Below are 18,478 nucleotides of genomic sequence, written 5' to 3' on the forward strand. Positions count from 1 at the left end.
GCAAGTTAAATCTCAAATATATCTCTACCCAAAATTTCTTTCAAAACAACGGTCGCATAAGAGCCTTTTTGAAGTGTAAAACTCATACTAAACTGAGCTTGTTGCTCGTTGTATTTGTATTCTAAATTTTCTATCCAAACCCAAGCGTATCTTCTTGAACCGCTCATCAAATGCTTAAAATTATTTGCCTCTTTAAAAAACATATCTTCGATTTCTTTAGCTACGTCCTTGCTCTCATAAGCCTTAGCGCCTACTATAAGCCCGGAGCTAGTCCTATCTCTAGCGACAAATTTTTCAACTTCAGCTTCTAAATCCTCACATAAAAAGACTTTGCCATATGGATAATGCTCTAAAACTTCGCCTTGTAAAAGTTTGAAAAACTGCTTTTGGGATTTTAGACTAGCGATAGTCTGTTTATCAAATTTATATATCTCTTTTAACTCATTTGCATTAAAACACTCACTAAAACGGCTAATTTCCACTCTTTTGCTAAGCCATTTATTAAACAAGTCGCTTTGATAAGCAGATATGAGAAAATCCCTAAGTTTTGGGTTATACTTCCCAAATACTTTTTTATCGCCGCAATTTAGTGCTTTTAAAATTTCTAGTCCGCTTTTTGAATTATCACCAAATTTACCAAATCTTTGATATCCAAAATAGTTCGGATAGCCGTTTTTATCGATTAAATTTAAAACTTCTCTAAGCCTAGTAGCCTCACTAGGAAGTACTTTTTTAAGTCTGATAAAAAAATTATTTGATTTTAAATGACCGAGTTTTATTTTGTTATTATGCCTTGTTGTGTTTAGAATTTTTAGTTTTTCGTGGCTAAAATTGCTTAAATTTTTTTCAAATTTGACTGGCAAACTTATAAATTGCGTCGTCATTCCCTCTTTATCTTTTAGACCAGCATAGCCAAAATCACGTATCTTAGCACCGCTTTCACCACTCAATATGCTAAGAGCCTGAGCGGTAGTAAGATCTTTTTTTTGAATTTCGACGATCAGATGCTCGCCACTTCCACTAAACTCATAAAGAGGGTTTTCACGCACGACAAAATCGCTAGCATTTTTACTAAAATGTGCATTTATAGGCGAATGAGTAGTCGAAAGAAGTGGCTCAAAAATGGGTGAATTTTCCATGTGTTTTTTGTTTTCCTTTTATGATTTTTCCTAAAATATTTAGCTTCACACGGCATCTTTTTGCCTCATTTTGCACTCTTTTTAGATTGCGAGGAGACACGCAAAAAAGCAGTTCATACTCCTCGCCACTAAGCCACTGCAATTTAGATACATTTTTGTAAAATTTAACCCTAAATTTAGAACAGATCTTTGGTAGATCACTAGCTAACCCGTCGCTGATATCCATAGCACATTTTATAAATTTAGCCGAATGTTTCATAAATTTATCTCTTAAAATAGGAGTTTTAAATTTAGACTTGCTAGAGATATGTCCGCCATTTAGCAGAGTTTTAAGCCCTTTTAAAGAGCCACCAAGGCTTCCTGTATAGCAGACTAGATCCCCTAGTGCTGCGCCTTTTCTACTCACTTCTTTGGCATTTTGAAGATATGAGATAATACTTAAGCTGATAGTTATCTCGCTAGATTTTACGGTATCGCCACCGATGATCTTAACGCCGTATTTCTCAGCAGTAAGCTTTATGCCTTTACAAAGCTCTAAGATATAGCTATTTTTTAAATTTGAAGGCACACCAAGTCCTAGAAGAGCAAAACACGGCACCGCGTTCATAGCAACAGCGTCGCTTAAATTTACTAGCATCGCTTTTTGACCGATCTCAAATGCACTAAGCCAACCACGCTTAAAATGCGTATTTTCCACAAACATATCTTTGCTAAGCACCATTTTACCAACTACAGCGCCATCATCGCCGATAAATTTATTTGTAAAAATATCTATGATATTTTGTTCTTTATCCATTTATTTTCGACTCTAAATACGCCCAAGAAGTTTTTGTATCAGTCATACTTAAGACTCTGCCGTATTCGCAAAAATCTTCGCTTGAGTATTGGCAAAACTCGCTTAAAGCATTTTTGTATCCGCCTCTTATGGTAGCCTTGCCTCCATCTAAAAATCCAGCACCCGCAAAAAGCAAAATACCAAGATCTAAGCCTATTTTTAAATTGGCCTCTAAGCCACTTTTTATCCAACTCAAAAATATATCATCATATCTTAAATTTAGAGCGCCAACGCCACTTGGGATAGCTACTATATCATACGCGTATAAAGACTCTGAGTGTCTTTCTGCTCTTAGCTCGAAGCCTCTTTCATCAAGCACAACTTCACTTAAAGATACCACTTCAAAATCAAGCTTATTTTTGGTAAAAAAGTCATAAATTTTGGCAAAACTAAGCAAATTTACTCTATCATACAAAACAATACAACTCTTCATTTTTAAACCTTATAAATTTGTATAATATTAGCAAATACTCTATAAAATAGTTATAAATTTAGCAACATTTTGCTATAATCACCCTCTTTTAAATAAAATAATTATAAAGCTAATCAACCAACTAGGTGATAAATGTTTGATATAAAAAAAGCAAAAGAACAAGAAAATTTCAGAGAGATCAAAAAGACAAGAACACATTCTAAATTTATCGAAATTAATGGCAAAACACTTCTAAATTTAGGAAGTAACGATTATTTAGGTATAGCCACAAACGCAAATTTAAAAAACGAATTTCTAGAAATTTGCAAAGATAAAGATTGGTTTTTTGGTTCAGGAGCAAGCAGACTAGTTTATAGTGCAAATGAAGAATTTGACAAGCTAGAGAGCTGGTTTGAGACTAAATTTAATTCCAAAAAAGCGGTGATTTTCAACTCTGGATATTGTGCAAATCTCAGCTGTATCTCAGCTTTAAATGGCGATAAAACGCTATTTTTAGCAGATAAACTAATCCACGCTAGTATGATAGATGCTCTAAAACTTGCAAATGCAAATTTCAAAAGATTTGCTCACAATGATAATGAAATGCTAGAAGATTTACTCAGACAAAACAGCGATAAATTTGATCACATCATCATACTAACAGAAGCGGTATTTAGTATGGACGGAGACAGCGCTGATATAGAATTTATGGTAAATTTAAAAAAGACTTACCAAAATGTTTTGATTTACGTCGATGAAGCGCACTCGTTTTTTGTCAAATCACAGCTTGGGCTTAGTGCAGAGCTGGGGCTTGATAGGCAGATCGATTTTTTGTTAGTAACTCTTGGAAAAGGCGTCGGAAGTAGTGGCGCAGTGATGATAAGTAGTAATGAATTTAAAGATATTTTTGTAAATAGCGCTAGAAGTCTTATCTTTTCAACAGCGATTCCACCTATAAATGTAGCTTGGACGAATTTTGTTTTGAGTAAAGACCATAGCATCAAAAGAGCAAATTTAAAAGAAATTATCAAATTTTTAGGGATAAGTGATAGTCATATCAGCCCTTTTATAGTCGGTGAAAACAAAAAGGCACTTGCGCTTTCACAAAAGCTTTTTGAAGCAGGATATTTCATACCGGCGATTCGTCCGCCGACTGTTCCACTTGGAAAATCAAGACTTCGCATAAGCTTAAGGGGTGATATTTTAAGTGAAGATTTATTAAATTTAAAAGAGATTTTAGATGAAAATAGATCTAATTAAAGACAAGAAAAAGCTAATACTGCTATTTTTAGGATATTCTTTTACTCCTAGCTCAGTTAAACACTTAAATATTGATGACTACGGACTTTGCGTAGTTTATGACTATAGCGATTTAAAATTTGACTATGAAATTTTAAAAGAGAAAGAAATCTATCTGATCGCTTGGTCTATGGGCGTTTGGGCGGCGAATTTAGTACTTAAAGACATCAAACTTAAAACCGCAGTAGCGATAAATGGAACACCTTTTGGGATAGATGACGAGTTTGGGATAAAAAAAGATATTTTTTACAAAAGCATAAGCGATTACGATTTTGAAAGTTTTAAAAAACTATGTTTTTTAGGTATTTCAGAGAATAAAATAAATGATTTTAAATTTAACCAAAATGCAAAATTTGAATTAATAAATTTATATAAAAATGCCTCACAAAAAAATGAAGATCATATCAACTGGAACAAAGCGATAATCAGCAAAAAAGACCTGATATTTCCAAGTAAAGTATGTCTGGACTACTTCAAGCAAAAAGCTGTTTGTATAAACGCTCCGCATTTTGTATTTTTTAAATTCAAAAGTTTTGGAGAGATTTTTGAAATTTGAAAAAGCCACGCTTTATGACGAGTTTGCACTTCCACAAATTTATGTTGCGCAAAAACTAGCAAGAACTATAAAAAAATACAAGCAAGATTTTGAAGATATCTATGAGATAGGCGCTGGAAGTGGGGTCTTGACTAAGGAAATTTTAGGTTTATTTAAATTTAAAAATATCACTCTAAATGACATATATAAAAGCGACTATATGAGCGAGTTTAACACGCAAATAGGCGATATTTTAGAGATACAAATACCAAAAGATCAAAGCCTTATCGTATCTAGTTCGGTTTTTCAATGGATAGAAAACTTAGAGCTTTTAAGAGATAAAATAAGCTTAAGTCTAAAAAATGATGGTTTCCTTGGATTTTGTACTTTTATAAAAGGTACTTTAAATGAGCTTTCATCATATACAAAACAGAGCTTAAACTACAAAACAGAAGAGGAAATACTGCAAATTTTCGGAGATAAATTTGATATTTTAGAAACCAAAACAGGCGATTTTGAGCTTAAATTTGCAAGTTTAAAAGAGCTACTAACGCACCTAAAGCAAACCGGCGTAAATAACCTAAATGGAAGCTTTAAACTTACAAAATCAACATACAAAGCTTTAGAATCTTACTTTGAAGGTGAGTTTAAACTCACGTATAGTTTTATGATAATGATATGTAAAAGGATAGAAATTTGAGAAATATCTGCATAAGCGCAATCCACACAGACGCTGGAAAAAGCTGCGTTAGCGCTGCACTTTGTTATGCTTTTGGGTTTGAGTATTTTAAACTCATTCAAGCAGGCAGCATCACTGATAAAAGTTTTGTAGAAGCAAAAGTAGCAAATTTAGTATCTCACGCTCCTGGCATTAGCCTAAAAACAGCTGCTAGCCCGCACGTAGGAATGATAAAAGAAAACGTTACTTTTGAAGGTCTTAAGATAGATATTCCAAAGCAAAACGGCGTATTAGTCGAGCTTGCTGGCGGACTTTATTGTCCGATGGATTCTGAAAAATATATGATAGATTATATAGAAGCTAAAAAATTGCCTACATTTTTAGTCTCTAGAAACTATCTTGGGAGCATAAATCACACAGTTCTTAGCATAGAAGCTTTAAAGAGTAAAAATATAGAAATTTTAGGAGTTATCTTTAGCGATGAAAAAGACGAATTAAGCGAAGAATATCTAAAAAGACAATATCCAAATTTAAACTTTTTTAATCTCAAAAACTTTGATAAATTCGGCTTTGAAAATGCAGCAGATGACCTAAGAAAGCAAATTCTAAAAGTAGGAGTAAAGCTATGATTTATAGTGATGATTTTATATATCTTGAGTTTGAGACAAGTGAAATTCCGTGGGTAAAAATCTTTACAAAGCAAGTTTTTAAAGAGCTTAGCGACTGCGATGAGACTACTAAAAAAAGATTATTTGAAGCTGGTTTTATAGTCGAAAAAACTATGCTTGAGTTTTATAGACCTACTAAAATCAACTGGGCGAGTTTTGCAAACTACGTTCCAAAGGTGCATTTGCATATACAAGCTAGATTTGCAGATGATAGCTTTTTTCCAGAATCCATGTGGGGAGTAAAGCAAAGAGAAGGTTTAAAAAGAGATTTAAGACTAGAAGAATTTAAATCCAAGCTTATTTTAGCGTTAAAACAAATTTAATAATTGCGGATTTTTTGTAAATTTAGTTTTTGGTTTGCATTATTAATTTTCTATTATTTTGATATTCAATACAAATTTTAATTTTAATAATACAATAGTGCGATTTTAAAAAAAGGATAAAAAATGACAAAAAAAATATTTGGTTCGGCTATCTGCGCTATGTTTTTAGCAGGTGCTGCATTTGGTGCTCCTTATGAGCTAGACACTGCACATTCAAGCATAAATTTCAAAATCAAACACCTAAGCGTTAGCAATGTAAATGGAACTTTCAAAGATGTAAAAGCTAATATAGATATTGAAAACGAAATCCCAAACAAACTAGAAGCTACGATCAAAACAAAATCAGTTTTTACAGATAATAGCACTAGGGATTCTCATTTACAACAAGCAGATTATTTTAATTCAGCAAAATATCCAGATATGAAATTTACGATGACTAAATTTGATGGCAAAAATGTAACTGGAGATTTAACAATCAAAGATGTAACTAAACCAATAACTCTAAACTATGAATTTGGCGGAAAAACAATTAGTCCATTAGACAAAAAAGAACACATAGGATTTAATCTAGAAGGCGACATAAAACGAAGCGATTTTGGAATTGCTAAAGATACACCAAATGCAGTTCTTGGTGATAAAATAAAAATAAACATAGAAATAGAAGCGATAGCAAAATAAGCTAAAAAGGCGGTTTTGCCGCCTTTTATAAAATAAATTATGCCAAAGTTTGATTAATCATCCATATCTTTTTCTCATAATCACCATAATGATCTTGAGCCATATTTGAAGTTGTTGTGTCGCCTGCTTTTTCAGCTACTTCTTCTAGTTTTTTAAACTCTTCAACAAGATATTTATAAGCTTTTCTTATCTCTTCTAAAACCTCAGTTGGAGTATAGCTATCTTTTTGCAATACAGGAGCTTTTGCACCTAGTTTTACTAACTCATCAGCTTTTAATATGGCTTTTCCACCGATTTGTATAGCACGTTCAGCTGTATCATCATAAAGCTCTGCCATCTCTTCATACGCTTTTTCAGTATATTCATGAATAGCATAAAATTGAAGACCTTTTACGTTCCAGTGATAGTCGTGGAAAGCTATAAAAAACGCATGTGCGTCAGCTTGAATTTGGTTTAGTTGTTTAACTACATTTGTCATTTTGTATCCTTTATTTTTTAATTTGTGGAATTATATCCGAATACTCTTAAAAGAAAATAAATCCTAATTAAGAATTTTTATTATTTAGATATAATCTTCCTTCAAGATTAGATTATATCTCTTAAATGGTAAATAAAAAGTAATTTATAGCCATTTTATGGCAGTTTTTGATAATAAATTATCAAAATTTATCCAAAAAATCCACTGATTTGATAATAATTTTGGTTTCTAAGCTTTTAAATACTTGTTGAATTACTTGTGTAAAACACAACCAAAAGAGAAACTAGATGAATTGCGAATATCATTTTTAGGCTTAACTGACATTTAATCGATATATAAACGTCCTTATATAGGCTTTGGGCTACAACCGCTAAAACTACTATTAAGCAAAAGCTCATAAGCATTAAGCAGAGTTAAAAAGTATGTGTCATTTGGCATATATGGCACTACTTCTAAAGACGCACCAAGAATATTTGTAGCCTCGCCATTATAAGGATTGATAATCTTTTGCTACTAGGCTAAATTTGTAAAGCAGTAAATCGTGTTTAGAGATGACGCTACTGTCTTGTAGTTTTTTATCTTATTTAACTAGGCTTGTTAAGCGATCGATTATTTTAGTGTTCTCTTTGAATTCTACCTTATCAATTTTATCGTTATCTTTAGCCAACCTTTATTAAATTTTTAAAACTATCGCCAGTGTCAGCTTCGCCGTTTAGACCTAAATTTATATGTAGCCAAACGCTTAAATTTTCAAAACTAACAGCAGTTTGGGTAAGCTTTTGTCTTTGAGCGTCAGTCGGTCTAGTCCCACATGCTACACGAACTAAATTCCCATAACCTAAACCCAAAATATCAACTTCGCTTTTAATCTTTGAAGTTTGATAAGTATTAGAGATGGCGAGATGCGAGTATCGCTTTAAAATACTCTAAAACTCGTCTGAATATATCAAAGTTAGCGACAATATGCTAAAGTCTAGGTGGGCGAAACAAACACCAAATAGAACTAAGCTCGTATCAAACACACAATGACCCTAAAGCCAAATTTTCAAATCATTGCAAATGATGATAATTTAACTAAGAACATTAGAGATAACATTGTATCTCTTAGCTTTAATGATAAAGAACAAAGTAAGATATCTATGGTCTTAATTTGGCATATGATACACAATCTTTTGATGATAAAATAGTAGTATATCTTAGGCTACAAAGATGATCTCATAGTGGAAATTTAGACTTCAAACAACAGAGTGAAATTTTAAAATTTCACTACTAAAGCAAGAGCAACAGTAGCTAATTTTAGCAATGATACCTTAAAAACTTTAAGATAATATTAGCAATATTAAGTTTATATATACTTTGACTTACGAATTTAGCTTTTTAGTAGCTATTAAAAACTCTACTTTGTGATAGTGGCTAAAAAATTGAATCATGCATTAGCAGCGCACCAAAATATAAGACAGATACTAAGAACTTTATAGCTTTGTCAGGCTTATAGAAATATCCATAAAAGCGTTATAGTACAGCGCAAAATACACTCCTAGTAGAGGTGACTATAATATGAAAGTAGTCCCACAGCCCAAATGTAGCAAAAGCTAGAAAGGAGCGTAAGGTTTCGCAGTTATCTCTAAAGATGGGATATAAATCTGTAAGCGTGGTTAGTTTTGCTGAAATTTGTCTAAATGGTGCGCATTTTAATATCGCTCATCTTTTACAGATATCTAACCGTTAAATCATATCTTAGATGGCGTTCAAGAAATAATTGATATGAGCAACATAGAGTAATTAAATTTAGTTTATTTAAAATAATTAAAGATATTTTGGATTTGATAAGTTAGTTTGGTGGAATTTGAATAGAAAAATGTTTGGTAGCAAAATAGATGAAAATTTAGCCAAATTTCATACCAAATTTGGCTAAATACTCAACTATTCATAAGCTCCGATAGATAATATTTTTTCCATTCTAGCACTTACAACTTCATCTATGGATAATTTTTCAAGCTCTTCAAGCTCTTTGAGTATGTAAGCTCCGATAGCTTTGATAGCACCATCTTTATCTCTGTGAGCCCCCATTATAGGTTCATCTATCACATCATCAATTAAATTTAGTTCTTTTAAGTCATCTGCTGTGATCTTCATAGCTTTTGTCGCGGCTTCGCTTTTGCTAGGGTCATTCCACAAAATCGCCGCACAACCCTCTGGTGATATGACTGAAAAAACAGAGTTTTTCATCATAGCTAAGCGATCAGCAACGCCAATAGCAAGAGCACCACCGCTACCACCTTCACCAATTACAATAGCTATTGTTCTAGTTTTAAGCTCACTAAGCTCAAATAAATTTCTAGCTATAGCCTCACTTTGACCACGCTCTTCAGCACCAACACCAGGATAAGCTCCTGGGGTGTCTATCAAAAATATAATAGGAATTTCAAATTTTTCAGCCAATCTAGCTACACGCAAAGCTTTTCTATAGCCTTCAGGATGAGGCATACCGAAATTTCTCATGATTTTGTATTTTGTTCCACGACCCTTTTGTTCGCCTATTACGATAACTCTTTTACCACCTATGTAGCCACTAAAACATACTATAGAAGGATCGTCTTTAAACGCTCTATCTCCATGTATCTCATAGCTATCTGTAAGCAATGCCCTAACATAATCAAGAGTATATGGACGATCAGGATGACGAGCTAGACCTAGTCTTTGAAACTCATTTAAATTTTTGTATGTTTTACTTATCTCTTTTTCAAGATTTTTTTTTAAAATTTCGACTGCGTGCTCATCGCCTCTGATCTTCGCGTTAGCTATATCATCATCTATTTGTTTGATGCTTTTTTCAAAGTCTAGATAACTAGCCATTATTTTTCCAGCTTTTTAAATATAACAGAACCATTTGTTCCACCAAATCCAAAAGAATTGCTCATTACCGCATTTAGTTCAGCTTTTCTAGCTACATTTGGTACGTAATCTAGATCGCATTCTTCATCGCTTACTATTTGATTTATAGTAGGCGGTATAATGCTTTTATTTAAAGCCATTATGGAAATAACAGCCTCTATGGCTCCAGCAGCACCTAAACAGTGTCCTGTTTGACCTTTTGTAGAGCTGATAGCAGGTATATTTGAGCCAAAAATGGCTTTTACTGCTGCAGTTTCGTTTTTGTCGTTCGCGTATGTTGAAGTACCGTGAGCATTTATGTAGTCTATTTTTATATTGCCAGCCATAGTGAGTGCTTTTTTCATCGCACGCTCAGGTCCATCTTGACTAGGACTTGTCATGTGATATGCATCTCCGCTCTCACCAAATCCAACTAACTCAGCGTATATTTTTGCACCCCTAGCTTTTGCACTCTCATAATCTTCAAGCACCAAAGCACCTGCGCCTTCTCCCATCACAAATCCATCTCTTTCTTTATCAAACGGACGTGATGCGTGCTCTGGGTCATCGTTTCTAGTAGATAGTGCTTTCATGGCTGCAAATCCGCCTATTCCGACTGGACATATCGCTGATTCTGCACCAATGACAAGCATTGCTCTTGCTTCGCCGATCATGATAGTTTTTGCTGCTTCGCATATAGCGTGAGTAGATGCAGCACAAGCAGTTACGCTAGATAAATTTGGGCCTTTTAGATTGTGAGCTATACTAACAAATCCTCCTAGCATATTTACAAGTGAAGAAGGGATGAAAAATGGTGAAATCTTTCTAGAGCCTTTTTCTAAGCATATGTTTGAGTTTTTTTCGATATTTGGAAGTCCGCCTATACCAGCAGCAGAGCTTATACCAAATTCTTCAGGATCAAATTCTCCGAAATTTGCATCGTTCATTGCCTCATTGGCCGCTTGTAACCCAAAGTGGATAAATCTATCGGCTTTTTTTACTTCTTTTGCTTCCATGACGGTTGTTGGATCAAAACCATCGATCTGCGCGGCTATCTGAACTGGAAAATCAGTAGCATCAAATAAGGTTATCTTTTTAACTCCGGTTTTACCATCGCAAATATTTTTAAAAGATGTCTCTTTTTCAAGACCAAGTGCGTTTATCATACCTATGCCAGTTACTACGACTCTTTTCAATGCTACTCTCCTTATTGTATGCAATTATTTTTTTATACCATCTATATAATTTACAACATCAGAAATGCTTATTAATTTTTCTGCTTCACTATCTGGAATTTCTACTTCAAATTTCTCTTCTAAAGCCATAACTAATTCAACAACATCTAGCGAATCAGCACCTAAATCTTCGATGATTTTCGATTCCATTTTAACTGCATCTGGTGCAACACTTAGTTGCTCAACAACTACGTCTCTAACCTCATCAAATACTGCCATAATTTTCTCCTAATAAATAAAAATGTCTCAAATCATACTATATTTTTGCTTAAAGTTTTCTACATATATAAGCCGCCATTGACTTTAAGAACGTCCCCGGTAATGTAGCTTGCATAGTCGCTAAGCAAGAATGCCACTGAGTTTGCAACTTCTTTTGGATCTCCTAGTCTTTTTAAAGGAATGTTTGTCACATAAGCGTCTTTTACATCTTGACTTAAAACCTCGGTCATTTCTGTTTGGATAAATCCCGGAGTTATGCAGTTAAATCTTATATTTCTACTAGCGCCTTCTTTGGCAAAGCTTTTACTCATAGCTATCATGCCGCCTTTGCTTGCAGCGTAATTTGTTTGTCCTGCGTTTCCCATTTCGCCTACTATAGAAGCTATATTTACAACAGATCCAAAACGTTTTTTGCTCATAACTTTTAGTGCTTCACGAGAGCCTATAAATGCGCTTTTTAAATTTGCATCTATCACACTCATAAAATCTTCAGTTTTCATCCTAAGAGCAAGTTTATCGTTTGTGATTCCAGCGTTATTTACAAGGTAGCTAAGCTCACCGTCTGTTTGAACTATAAGGTTTATGGCTTCTATAAATTCATCTTCATTTGAAGCGTCAAATTTAACTACGGCAGCTTTACCGCCATTTTTTTCTATTTCGTCTTTTAATGCGTCTGCAAGTTCTGGTTTGCTTCTATAGTTTATCCAAACTTTTAGTCCAAAACCTGCTAGTGTTTTACAAATTTCAGCCCCTATGCCACGACTTCCGCCAGTTACTAGTACGTTTGTTCCGCTAAATTTCATTTTATTCCTTGTGAAAGTAAAATTATTTAAAAATTTAATTATATCATTTAAATTTTAAATAAAAATTTCTCAAAATAGCTATAAAAATAGAGCATCGCTGGAATGCTAAAAAGTAAAATGAGTGTTGAAATAAATACCGCAACTAGCATTTTTGCTGGCCAAACATTTAGCAAAGCCGCGATTGTTACCGTGTTTCTAGCAAGTGGAACTATAGAAAGTATAAAAAATATGATATATAAATTTTTATCAAAAAATCCAAAAATTTAGCATCTAGAAATATCAATATACATATCAAAGTCGGCCAAATTATAAATTTAACAAAAATAGAAATTGAAACAAATTTGATGTCTATTCCTTTTTCTTGTATGATTTTTTCCATACTGACTATCATCATACCTAAAATAGCCAAAGCGCCTTTAGTATATCCAAAGACATTTAAGAACATTTCTGGCATAGTAACGCCAAATTTATTTAGAGTTATACCGAGCAAAAATGCGTAGATCACAGGTAGTTTTGCGACTTTTATCAAGCTTTGTTTTACGCTGCTATTTCCTTTTGCTGTTATAAAATATCCAGCGGTATTTTGGTAAAAAACAGCTCCTAACATACTAAATATGGTTTATCTACTGCATTTTAAAACCGCAGTAGAGATAAAACCTAAAAATATACATATATAAAGAGGGATTATAGAAGTGTGAAAAATTCATTCATATTTAAATAAGTGGTTCGTCCATCGCACTTGGAATTTCTAGTCCCATTAGTTTTAAAACGCTCGGCGCTATGTTACTTAAACCGCCTGGTTTTACGCTAGTTACGCCTTCGCTTATGATAAATCCAAAAACATCAAATGTCGTATGATTTGTAAGCGGATCGCCGTTTTTATCTCTCATAGCTTCACAGTTTCCGTGATCGCTGATTTGTATGTAAGCATAGCCGTTTTCTTTGGCTGTTTTTATGACTTTTCCAAGGCATTCATCTACTGCCTCAACTGCTTTTGTAGCAGCTTCTATATTTCCTGTGTGTCCTACCATATCGCCATTTGCGAAATTTACTACGATAAAATCTATACCATCATTTAGTGCTTTTATGACTACGTCTGTTACTTCATAAGCACTCATTTGTGGTTTTTCATCGTATGTTTTTACTTTTGGGCTAGGCACTAAGATCCTAGTTTCGTTTTGTACTAATTCTTCTTTTCCGCCATTAAAAAAGAATGTCACGTGTGCGTATTTTTCGGTTTCTGCGGTATGGAGCTGTGTAAGGCCATTTTTAGCTATGACCTCTGCTAAAGTATCTTTTATCTCGTCGTTTTTAAACATAATAGGAAAGCTAAATTTGGCATCATATTCTGTCATCGTGATCAAATTCTCACAGAAGTTTTCACGCTCCCATTCGCTAAAATTTCTTTGCGATAAAGCAGTGCAAATTTCTCTTGCTCTATCGTTTCTAAAGTTTATAAAAATGATCCCATCATCTTGTTTTATCCCGCCAAAATCCATAAAACTAGCAGGCTCTATAAACTCGTCAAAAATCTCTTTATCATATGATTTTTGCATATAATCGCTTGGAATATTTTGGACTAAATTTGCATTGTTTGCTATAGTTTCATAAGCAGTTTTTACTCTATCCCATCTCTTGTCTCTATCCATGGCGTAAAATCTGCCACTTATACTAGCGATCTTAAATTTACTTTCTAAAGACTTTATAAAATTTAGCCCAGAAGTAGGACTGACGTCCCTACCATCAGTGATAGCATGAGCGTATGTTTGCAGACCTTTTTGTTCGCAAATTTTACAAATTTCATCAAAATGCCTTAAATGAGAATGAACTCCTCCATCACTATAAAGCCCGATGATATGAACTCTTTTTACTTTATTTATTAAATTTAAAAGAGCTTCATTTTTTTCGATACTTTTATCTTCTATAGCCTTATCTATCTTGACTAAATTTTGATATAAAATTCTCCCGCTTCCTATAGTCATGTGTCCGACTTCACTATTTCCCATTTGACTCTCTGGAAGTCCGACAGATAAACCGCTTGTTTTTATATAATTCATAGGTGCATTTTTAAATAAGTAATCATATGTCGGTTTTTTAGCTGCAGCAAATGCGTTAAAATCATTGCTTTTATTGTAGCCGATACCGTCTGTTATGACTAAAATACATTTTTTATTCATTGAAAATCCTTTGCGTAATTCTACCAACAATTTTTAAATTTTAACTTATTTTTATCAATCATTTTGTATAATTTTGGCTTTTATATAAAGGTAAAAAGTGTTTTATTATTTCTCTAGTATTTTTGGTATAAATTTCTTTAGTTACATCACTGTTAGAGCTGGAATAAGCTTTTTTATAGCATTTGTTTTAACCGTATATCTGATGCCTAAATTTATAGCTTGGGCAAAGAGTAAAAATGCAAATCAACCCATTTACGAACTAGCGCCGCAGTCTCATAAAAAGAAAAATAAGATACCTACTATGGGTGGCGTGATCTTTATATTTTCAGCTATGGTAGCAACTATTTTAAGTGCAAAATTAGACAATACTTTTATAATCGTCGGATTACTCATAGTAGGTGGTTTTTCGGCTTTAGGATTTATCGATGATAGAGCAAAGATAGTAGGTGCAAATAATCACGCTGGACTTAGCGCTAGGGCTAAATTTAGTTTTCAGATTATTACCAGTTTTGTTTGCGCGATCTTGCTATTTTTCTTTAGTGATTTAGATGGAAACTTCTATATACCATTTTATAAGTATCCTATTTTGGATATGAGTTATTTTGTGATTTTATTTTGGATATTGGTTTTAGTTTCAGCTTCAAATGCTGTAAATTTGACAGACGGGCTTGATGGATTAGCGACCGTGCCTAGTATTTTTGCGCTTGTTACTCTTGGGGTTTTTGCTTATTTGATGGGAAATGCGGTTTATAGCTCATACCTTTTGCTTCCTAAATTTGCAGGAGTTGGCGAGCTTCTAATACTAGTTACTGCTATGATAGGTGCAATGCTAGGATTTTTATGGTTTAACTGCTATCCGGCTGAAGTTTTTATGGGTGATAGCGGAAGTCTTAGTATCGGTGCGTTTATAGGATATATGGGAATCGCTACAAAAAACGAGATACTACTCATCATCATCGGCTTTGTGTTTGTGATGGAGACTATGTCGGTAATACTTCAAGTAGGAAGTTTTAAGATAAGAAAAAAACGGATATTTTTGATGGCGCCTATCCATCATCATTTTGAGATAAAAGGCTGGAATGAAAACAAGATCATAGTTCGGTTTTGGATGATAGCTTTGCTAGCAAATTTGATAGCTTTAACTGCGCTAAAACTAAGGTAAATAATGAAAAAATCACTATTTGGCTATGGGCTTACTACTAGTGCTCTTTGTAGAAGTGGCGGCTTTGATATCTATGATGATAAATTTACAAAAAGTAGCTTTGATGAGTTTGGAAATGCTCTTTTAAACCCATCTGAATTTGATCCGTTAAAAAGTGAGCTTGAGATCCCAAGTCCTGGATTTCCAAGAAATCACGCTTTGATTATGAGTGCTAGAAATTTGATAAGCGAGTATGATTATTTTGCAAATATTGCCCCAAAATCAGTCTGGATAAGTGGCACCAATGGCAAGACTACTACCACTAAAATGACGCAGTGGCTCTTAGAAAATAGAGGTTCAGTGATGGGTGGAAATGTAGGAATTCCACTTGCAAATTTGGTAAATTTAAAAGCAAAATTATGGATATTAGAGACTAGCTCTTTTACGCTACATTATACTAAATTTGCGACTCCTGAAATTTATATTTTGCTTCCTATTACGCCTGATCATCTCTCTTGGCACGGAAGTTTTAGCGAGTATGAAGAAGCAAAGCTTAAGCCTCTTTCAATGATGAAAGAAGGAAGTGTAGCTATAGTCCCGCAAATTTATGCAAATAGACTTTCAAAGGCTAAAATCATCGGCTATAAAGACGAGAGTGATCTGGCTATTAAACTTGATATAGATATAGGTTTAATCAAATTTAAAGTGCCATTTTTGTTGGATGCGCTTTTAGCACTTTGTACCGAAAAGCTAATCTTTGGTGTAACAAGCTTTCGCCATTTAAATGATTTTGTCATAGAAGCCCATAAATTAGAAGAATTTAAAGATAGATACGGCAGGATTTTTGTAGATGATACGAAAGCGACAAATGTCGATGCTACGCTTCAAGCTTTAAAAAGATACGCCGGTAAAAAGCTGCATATTATTTTGGGCGGAGATGATAAAGGTGTAGATCTAAGTGCTGTTTTTGAAGCACTAAAATCATTTGATGTTTGTGTTTATGCTATCGGATCAAATACGGATAAAATAGTGGAGCTCTGCTTTAAATTTGGACTACCTTGCGAACGCTCGGAGTTTCTAGAGATAGCTGTTAAAAAGATGGATGAAAATATGAGCAAGAATGCTAATGAAATAGGACTTTTAAGTCCGGCTTGTGCTAGTTTAGATCAGTTTAAAAGCTACGCAGAGCGTGGAGATCTATTTAAAAAATATATAAATTCTCTTTGATATTTAAATTTAATGATTAAATTTAAATATTTTTACATCTTTTTAGCTATTTTTAAGTATTAAGTAAATATAATAACACTTCTTTTTTAGGTGGTTGGATAGCTCAGTCGGTAGAGCAGCAGACTGAAAATCTGCGTGTCGGCAGTTCGATTCTGCCTCTAACCACCATTTAAGTTATTTTTAAGTTTCTTTCAATTCTAAATAATTCTCTTAATTTACTTTGATTTCCCTTGTTTGCGAAGCAGGGAGCAATATTTAATTACTTTTATTTGCTTTTCTGTGCTAATTAATTTATTTTAATTCTAGTGGATTAAAGGTAGTAATTAAGGTAGTAAATTTAATTAAGTCAGTATTGCTCTAAATTTCATCTATAAAAGGGAAAAAAATGGGCAATATAGCTACAACCACACTTCAAGACCGAGATATAAAAAATCTCACTTTACAACCAAAACAATACCGAAAAGTAGTCGGCAACCCCAAAGAGCTTTACATACAAGTAAATCCAAAAGGCACAAAGACATTTACTCTTAAATACAAAGAGAGCAAATATGACAAAGAACAATTTATCAAAATAGGCGAGTGGCGAGAGAGCATATTTACCGCAAATATGGCACGAGTAAAAGCCACGCAAATATTAAGAGAGCTAAACAGCGGAAAGCAAAATATAAACGAGCTAAGGGGTAAGAAAAAAGATGTTTATATATACGAAAATCTCTTTAATAAAACCATAGAACACAAGCGAAAGAACGGCAAAAAGGAGAGTTATCTCTCAAAGGTCGTCATCAGACACCAAAAATATTTTTTACCTGCCTTTGGAAACATGGATATAAGAGATATAAAATACAGCGACATAAAAGAAGTTTTAAGTGCTATATTTAATCCAAACGACCCAAATAAAAGCCGACTTGAAACCATACACCGCTTGATTGACAATATAAACGAAGTATTTACTATCGCCGAGAGAGACGAGCATATCGCTAAAAACCTAATACCAAATTTACATAAAGAATTCCCCACTTCACACACATACAAGCATAAACTAGGCATAGATAGCAGACTTTCAGCTATCACAGATGACGCAAGATTAGCCGAGTTTTTATGCGACCTAAAATGCGATGGCAAAATGGATCTGCAAACAAAAAGGGCAATTTACTTGCAAATTCTTTGTGTAAATCGCCCCATAAACACAACTAGCGCAAAGTGGGAGTATATAAATTTTGATGATAAAACTTGGACTATCCCAGCTAATGAAATGAAAATGGGTTACGCCCATCAAATCGCCCTAAATTCCTATGCTACGCAAATTTTAGCAGAACAAAGAAAATTTTGTATAGTCGATAACGGCTTTGTATTCCCGGCATTTAACAAACAAAATCACCTACACAAAGATAGTCTAAACAAAGCAATCATAAATTTAAATGGTGGCAAATATAAAGGCTTAGCCACAGCACACGGCTTTCGTGCTACTTTTCGCACGATTTGCTCTAAAAACAAAGCCCAGCTTCTGCAAATGGGAATAAGCGATGAAGTGATAGAAACAGCACTCGCACACAAAGAAAGCAATGCGGTCAAATTTGCATATGAAAGGAGCAGAAGCACAAAAGAACAGCTAGAAAGACTAATGCAATGGTATGGCGATCATTTAAACAATCTTGAACCTTTTCCCTTTTAAAAAAGGAAAAAATTTATAAATTTTTTATTGATTGGGGTCATTAGGGGATTGAGCTCCCCTAATATTAGCCTTCTCGTGAGTGCA

The 18,478-nt window shown here is 33.8% G+C and carries 20 protein-coding genes and 1 tRNA gene; 10 read left to right on the forward strand and 11 right to left on the reverse strand.

Going from position 1 to position 18,478, the window contains the following annotated elements; genetic code table 11:
• Window positions 1-5: 5 nt before the first annotated feature.
• Genes truD through CHLWT_RS06990 form a run of 3 tightly spaced genes read right to left on the reverse strand, consistent with a single transcriptional unit; the run spans window position 6 to window position 2,407 of the window.
• Window positions 6-1,139 (reverse strand): tRNA pseudouridine(13) synthase TruD, encoded by a 1,134-nt coding sequence (gene truD, locus CHLWT_RS06980; protein WP_111999882.1) that lies wholly within the window; start codon window positions 1,137-1,139, stop codon window positions 6-8.
• The gene (locus tag CHLWT_RS06985; protein ID WP_111999883.1) at window positions 1,117-1,935 is read right to left on the reverse strand and encodes a thiamine-phosphate kinase; all 819 of its coding nucleotides are present in this window, start codon (window positions 1,933-1,935) and stop codon (window positions 1,117-1,119) included. Before CHLWT_RS06985 ends, truD begins: the two co-directional genes overlap by 23 nt.
• Window positions 1,928-2,407: a helix-turn-helix domain-containing protein gene (locus tag CHLWT_RS06990; RefSeq protein ID WP_051663732.1), complete on the reverse strand. Its 480-nt coding sequence runs from the start codon at window positions 2,405-2,407 to the stop codon at window positions 1,928-1,930. Before CHLWT_RS06990 ends, CHLWT_RS06985 begins: the two co-directional genes overlap by 8 nt.
• 132 nt (window positions 2,408-2,539) lie before the next feature.
• Between CHLWT_RS06990 and CHLWT_RS06995 the strand changes: the two genes are divergently transcribed.
• From CHLWT_RS06995 to CHLWT_RS07020, 6 genes are all read left to right on the forward strand, one after another.
• Entirely contained in the window at window positions 2,540-3,646 is a 1,107-nt protein-coding gene (locus tag CHLWT_RS06995) for an aminotransferase class I/II-fold pyridoxal phosphate-dependent enzyme (RefSeq protein ID WP_111995768.1), read from the forward strand.
• Window positions 3,627-4,241 (forward strand): pimeloyl-ACP methyl esterase BioG family protein, encoded by a 615-nt coding sequence (locus CHLWT_RS07000; protein WP_104064396.1) that lies wholly within the window; start codon window positions 3,627-3,629, stop codon window positions 4,239-4,241. The genes CHLWT_RS06995 and CHLWT_RS07000 overlap by 20 nt, the downstream gene beginning before the upstream one ends.
• Complete coding sequence (locus CHLWT_RS07005; RefSeq protein WP_111949593.1) at window positions 4,231-4,920, forward strand: methyltransferase domain-containing protein; 690 nt, start codon at window positions 4,231-4,233, stop codon at window positions 4,918-4,920. Before CHLWT_RS07000 ends, CHLWT_RS07005 begins: the two co-directional genes overlap by 11 nt.
• Entirely contained in the window at window positions 4,917-5,528 is a 612-nt protein-coding gene (gene bioD, locus CHLWT_RS07010) for an ATP-dependent dethiobiotin synthetase BioD (RefSeq protein WP_111999884.1), read from the forward strand. The genes CHLWT_RS07005 and bioD overlap by 4 nt, the downstream gene beginning before the upstream one ends.
• Complete coding sequence (locus CHLWT_RS07015) at window positions 5,525-5,890, forward strand: hypothetical protein (RefSeq protein WP_063997844.1); 366 nt, start codon at window positions 5,525-5,527, stop codon at window positions 5,888-5,890. The genes bioD and CHLWT_RS07015 overlap by 4 nt, the downstream gene beginning before the upstream one ends.
• A 123-nt stretch (window positions 5,891-6,013) precedes the next feature.
• Window positions 6,014-6,568 (forward strand): YceI family protein, encoded by a 555-nt coding sequence (locus tag CHLWT_RS07020; RefSeq protein ID WP_111999885.1) that lies wholly within the window; start codon window positions 6,014-6,016, stop codon window positions 6,566-6,568.
• Window positions 6,569-6,605: 37 nt separating this feature from the next.
• On the opposite strand, the gene CHLWT_RS07025 is transcribed toward CHLWT_RS07020, so the two are convergent.
• The 8 genes from CHLWT_RS07025 to gpmI form a co-directional block, all read right to left on the reverse strand.
• Entirely contained in the window at window positions 6,606-7,046 is a 441-nt protein-coding gene (locus tag CHLWT_RS07025) for a Dps family protein (protein ID WP_063997842.1), read from the reverse strand.
• Between the two features lie 659 nt (window positions 7,047-7,705).
• Window positions 7,706-7,894, reverse strand: coding sequence for a hypothetical protein (locus CHLWT_RS07030; protein ID WP_111999886.1), 189 nt, complete (start codon window positions 7,892-7,894; stop codon window positions 7,706-7,708).
• A gap of 1,075 nt (window positions 7,895-8,969) precedes the next feature.
• Window positions 8,970-9,902, reverse strand: a complete 933-nt coding sequence (gene accA, locus CHLWT_RS07035; protein ID WP_111949597.1) for an acetyl-CoA carboxylase carboxyl transferase subunit alpha — start codon at window positions 9,900-9,902, stop codon at window positions 8,970-8,972.
• A complete protein-coding gene (locus CHLWT_RS07040; protein WP_111970714.1) occupies window positions 9,902-11,116 on the reverse strand; it encodes a beta-ketoacyl-ACP synthase II in 1,215 nt (404 codons plus the stop codon). The genes accA and CHLWT_RS07040 overlap by 1 nt, the downstream gene beginning before the upstream one ends.
• Window positions 11,117-11,140: 24 nt before the next feature.
• The gene (gene acpP, locus CHLWT_RS07045; RefSeq protein ID WP_063997838.1) at window positions 11,141-11,374 is read right to left on the reverse strand and encodes an acyl carrier protein; all 234 of its coding nucleotides are present in this window, start codon (window positions 11,372-11,374) and stop codon (window positions 11,141-11,143) included.
• 59 nt (window positions 11,375-11,433) lie between these two features.
• A complete protein-coding gene (gene fabG / locus CHLWT_RS07050; RefSeq protein ID WP_111999887.1) occupies window positions 11,434-12,177 on the reverse strand; it encodes a 3-oxoacyl-ACP reductase FabG in 744 nt (247 codons plus the stop codon).
• 208 nt (window positions 12,178-12,385) lie between these two features.
• Complete coding sequence (locus CHLWT_RS07055; RefSeq protein ID WP_111999888.1) at window positions 12,386-12,784, reverse strand: AEC family transporter; 399 nt, start codon at window positions 12,782-12,784, stop codon at window positions 12,386-12,388.
• Between the two features lie 106 nt (window positions 12,785-12,890).
• Window positions 12,891-14,354: a 2,3-bisphosphoglycerate-independent phosphoglycerate mutase gene (gene gpmI, locus CHLWT_RS07060; protein WP_111999889.1), complete on the reverse strand. Its 1,464-nt coding sequence runs from the start codon at window positions 14,352-14,354 to the stop codon at window positions 12,891-12,893.
• A gap of 97 nt (window positions 14,355-14,451) precedes the next feature.
• Between gpmI and mraY the strand changes: the two genes are divergently transcribed.
• The 4 genes from mraY to CHLWT_RS07080 all read left to right on the forward strand — a co-directional run bounded on the left by mraY (window position 14,452) and on the right by CHLWT_RS07080 (window position 18,394).
• Window positions 14,452-15,516: a phospho-N-acetylmuramoyl-pentapeptide-transferase gene (gene mraY / locus CHLWT_RS07065; RefSeq protein ID WP_111949607.1), complete on the forward strand. Its 1,065-nt coding sequence runs from the start codon at window positions 14,452-14,454 to the stop codon at window positions 15,514-15,516.
• 3 nt (window positions 15,517-15,519) lie between these two features.
• Complete coding sequence (gene murD / locus CHLWT_RS07070; protein ID WP_111999890.1) at window positions 15,520-16,722, forward strand: UDP-N-acetylmuramoyl-L-alanine--D-glutamate ligase; 1,203 nt, start codon at window positions 15,520-15,522, stop codon at window positions 16,720-16,722.
• Window positions 16,723-16,814: 92 nt separating this feature from the next.
• Window positions 16,815-16,890: transfer RNA gene (locus tag CHLWT_RS07075), tRNA-Phe, on the forward strand.
• A gap of 217 nt (window positions 16,891-17,107) precedes the next feature.
• Window positions 17,108-18,394, forward strand: a complete 1,287-nt coding sequence (locus tag CHLWT_RS07080; RefSeq protein ID WP_111999891.1) for a tyrosine-type recombinase/integrase — start codon at window positions 17,108-17,110, stop codon at window positions 18,392-18,394.
• Window positions 18,395-18,478 lie beyond the last annotated feature (84 nt).

The sequence above is a fragment of the Campylobacter hyointestinalis subsp. lawsonii genome, from assembly GCF_013372165.1.
Classification (GTDB): Bacteria; Campylobacterota; Campylobacteria; order Campylobacterales; family Campylobacteraceae; genus Campylobacter; species Campylobacter lawsonii.

What these genes read in the sequence shown, in the direction of transcription:
- CHLWT_RS07015 (WP_063997844.1), top strand. Translation starts at nt 5,525, where the DNA reads ATGATTTATAGTGATGATTTTATATATCTTGAGTTTGAGACAAGTGAA.
- CHLWT_RS06990 (WP_051663732.1), bottom strand. Translation starts at nt 2,407, where the DNA reads ATGAAGAGTTGTATTGTTTTGTATGATAGAGTAAATTTGCTTAGTTTT.
- CHLWT_RS07055 (WP_111999888.1), bottom strand. Translation starts at nt 12,784, where the DNA reads ATGTTAGGAGCTGTTTTTTACCAAAATACCGCTGGATATTTTATAACA.
- CHLWT_RS07025 (WP_063997842.1), bottom strand. Translation starts at nt 7,046, where the DNA reads ATGACAAATGTAGTTAAACAACTAAACCAAATTCAAGCTGACGCACAT.
- CHLWT_RS07020 (WP_111999885.1), top strand. Translation starts at nt 6,014, where the DNA reads ATGACAAAAAAAATATTTGGTTCGGCTATCTGCGCTATGTTTTTAGCA.
- CHLWT_RS07000 (WP_104064396.1), top strand. Translation starts at nt 3,627, where the DNA reads ATGAAAATAGATCTAATTAAAGACAAGAAAAAGCTAATACTGCTATTT.
- murD (WP_111999890.1), top strand. Translation starts at nt 15,520, where the DNA reads ATGAAAAAATCACTATTTGGCTATGGGCTTACTACTAGTGCTCTTTGT.
- CHLWT_RS06985 (WP_111999883.1), bottom strand. Translation starts at nt 1,935, where the DNA reads ATGGATAAAGAACAAAATATCATAGATATTTTTACAAATAAATTTATC.
- gpmI (WP_111999889.1), bottom strand. Translation starts at nt 14,354, where the DNA reads ATGAATAAAAAATGTATTTTAGTCATAACAGACGGTATCGGCTACAAT.
- truD (WP_111999882.1), bottom strand. Translation starts at nt 1,139, where the DNA reads ATGGAAAATTCACCCATTTTTGAGCCACTTCTTTCGACTACTCATTCG.
- accA (WP_111949597.1), bottom strand. Translation starts at nt 9,902, where the DNA reads ATGGCTAGTTATCTAGACTTTGAAAAAAGCATCAAACAAATAGATGAT.
- fabG (WP_111999887.1), bottom strand. Translation starts at nt 12,177, where the DNA reads ATGAAATTTAGCGGAACAAACGTACTAGTAACTGGCGGAAGTCGTGGC.
- CHLWT_RS06995 (WP_111995768.1), top strand. Translation starts at nt 2,540, where the DNA reads ATGTTTGATATAAAAAAAGCAAAAGAACAAGAAAATTTCAGAGAGATC.
- acpP (WP_063997838.1), bottom strand. Translation starts at nt 11,374, where the DNA reads ATGGCAGTATTTGATGAGGTTAGAGACGTAGTTGTTGAGCAACTAAGT.
- CHLWT_RS07080 (WP_111999891.1), top strand. Translation starts at nt 17,108, where the DNA reads ATGGGCAATATAGCTACAACCACACTTCAAGACCGAGATATAAAAAAT.